General features: G+C 63.6%; 3 protein-coding genes. 2 read left to right on the forward strand and 1 reads right to left on the reverse strand.

Annotation, left to right across the window (positions count from 1 at the left end):
* On the forward strand, positions 1 to 694 hold a 694-nt coding region (locus EN939_RS29060), incomplete at its 5' end, for an SDR family oxidoreductase (RefSeq protein ID WP_164751308.1).
* Between the two features lie 218 nt (positions 695 to 912).
* Positions 913 to 1,758, forward strand: a complete 846-nt coding sequence (locus EN939_RS29065) for a fumarylacetoacetate hydrolase family protein (RefSeq protein WP_127271132.1) — start codon at positions 913 to 915, stop codon at positions 1,756 to 1,758.
* Between the two features lie 165 nt (positions 1,759 to 1,923).
* Here the strand turns inward: EN939_RS29065 and EN939_RS29070 are convergent.
* On the reverse strand, positions 1,924 to 2,649 hold a 726-nt coding region (locus tag EN939_RS29070), incomplete at its 5' end, for an ABC transporter ATP-binding protein (RefSeq protein WP_127271134.1).

Raw genomic sequence — 2,649 nt, forward strand, 5'->3', positions numbered from 1 at the left:
AGCGGCGCAAGGCATCGGCAAGGCGAGCGCACTGGCGTTCGCAAAAGCTGGCGCCATCGTCCACGCCACCGACATCAACGAGGCACTGCTGGCGGAACTCGCCAGGACGCCGGGGATCAAGACCCGCAAGCTGGACGTACTCAACGACGAAGCCGTCAACGCCGCCTTTGCCGAGATCGGCGTCGTCGACGTTCTGTTCAATTGCGCCGGTTTCGTCCATTCCGGCTCGATCCTCGAGATGAAGGAAGCCGATCTCGATTTCGCGCTGGATCTCAATGTTCGCGCCATGATCCGCACCAGCCGGGCCGTGCTGCCCGGCATGCTGGAACGCGGCGACGGATCGATCATCAACATGGCCTCGCTGGCCAGTTCAACCAAGGGCGTGCCCAACCGCTTCGTCTATGGCCTGACCAAGGCCGCCGTCATCGGCCTGACCAAGGCGATCGCCGCCGACTATGTCGGCAAGGGTATACGCTGCAACGCCATCTGCCCCGGCACGGTCGAGAGCCCGTCGCTGCAGGACCGCATGCACGCGCAAGGCGACTACGATGCCGCCCGCGCAGCCTTCATCGCCCGCCAGCCGATGGGCCGGCTCGGCACGCCGGAGGAGATCGCGGATCTCGCCGTCTATCTGGCCGGCGCCACCTATACGTCAGGGCAGGCCTACAATATCGATGGCGGCTGGTCGATCTGACTGCGGAAATCTTGCCGAGCCGGACGATCTGGCCCTTTCCCGGCGTTTGACAGGGGATCGAAGAGTCTGAAAATCCCGCGCGCCGGCTATCTTGTATGGCGATCGCGCTTGTCCGTAGTCAGGTCGATGGGTACGGTCCGCCGGTTCCTTGAAGGCGCAATCGCCTTGGCGGAAAGTTTGCAAAAGGCCACGAGGCCGCAATCAGGAGAAGGATTTAGATGAAACTGCTGCGCTATGGCGAGGTGGGAAGCGAACGTCCCGGCCTGCTCGATGCGGATGGAACGATCCGTGATCTCTCCGCTCACGTCACCGATATCGGCGGCAAGACGCTCGACCCGGCATCGCTGGCGGCACTGGCCAAGCTCGATCCGAAGTCGCTGCCGGCGGTTTCCGGCAGCCCGCGCCTTGGCGCCTGCGTTGCCGGCACCGGCAAGTTCATCTGCATCGGCCTCAACTATTCCGACCATGCCGCCGAAACCGGCGCCACCGTGCCGCCGGAGCCGATCATCTTCATGAAGGCAAGCTCGGCCATTGTCGGGCCGGATGACGACGTGCTGATCCCGCGCGGCTCGGAGAAGACCGACTGGGAAGTCGAACTGGCCGTAATCATCGGCAAAACCGCCAAGTATGTCAGCGAGGCCGATGCGCTCGACTATGTTGCCGGCTATAGCGTTGCCCACGACGTCTCCGAGCGCGCCTTCCAGGCCGAGCGGCAGGGCCAGTGGACCAAGGGCAAGAGCTGCGACACGTTCGGCCCGACCGGCCCATGGCTGGTAACCAAGGACGAAGTGGCCGATCCGCAGAACCTCAAAATGTGGCTGACGGTCAACGGCAAGACGATGCAGAACGGCTCGACCAAGACCATGGTCTATGGCGTCAAGTATCTGGTTTCCTATCTCAGCCAGTTCATGTCGCTGCACCCCGGCGACATCATCTCCACCGGCACGCCGCCCGGCGTCGGGCTGGGCATGAAGCCGCCGGTGTTCTTGAAGGCCGGCGATGTGGTGGAGCTGGGAATCGAGGGCCTGGGCCAGCAGAAGCAGACGTTCAAGGCTGATTTGTAGGCACTACATTTCGGGGTCAGCGCTGCCCCCTCATCCGGCCGCTTCGCGGCCACCTTCTCCCCGCTGGGGAGAAGAGGTGAGCGGCGGCGCTGACAATCTCCTCTCCCCTCGGGGAGAGGTCAGCCGAGCGAAGCGGAGGCTGGGTGAGGGGGGTGCGCCGCCGCGCTACTTCAGCACTTTCCCATCCGCACCAAACCGATACGTCTTCCCCGGATCCGGCGTCGCATACAGCGTCGCACCCGGCTCGGCATCATAAACACCGAAAATCCGCACGGTAATCAGACCGGCCTTCTCGCAATCGAGATAAAGGTTGGTGTCGGCGCCGAGGTGCTCGGCGTGCACCACCGTTCCCTTCCAGGCGCCGGATTTCGGATCGACGGTCAAATGTTCCGGCCGCACGCCGATGGTCTTGGCGGTTTCGCCAAGCCTGGCGCCGTCGACGAAATTCATCTTCGGTGAGCCTATGAAGCCGGCGACGAACTCATTTGCCGGCGAATTGTAGAGCTCCATCGGGCCACCGATCTGCTCGATTTTCCCTGCGTTGAGCACCACGATCTTGTCGGCCAGCGTCATCGCCTCGACCTGGTCGTGGGTGACGTAGATCATCGTTGCCTTCAGCCGGCGATGCAGCTGCGCGATCTCCAGCCTTGTGTTGACGCGCAGTGCCGCATCGAGGTTGGACAATGGCTCGTCGAAGAGAAAAAGCTTGGGTTCGCGCACCACGGCGCGGCCGATGGCGACGCGCTGACGCTGGCCGCCGGAGAGTTCGGCCGGCCGCCTTTCGAGATAGGGCTCCAGCGACAGCATCGACGAGGCGATGCCGATGCGGCGCTCGATCTCCGGGGCGGGCGTGCCGGCCTGCTTGAGGCCAAGGCCCATATTGTTCTTCAC

Source organism: Mesorhizobium sp. M7A.F.Ca.CA.002.05.1.1, assembly GCF_003998335.1.
In the GTDB taxonomy this organism is placed as follows: domain Bacteria; phylum Pseudomonadota; class Alphaproteobacteria; order Rhizobiales; family Rhizobiaceae; genus Mesorhizobium.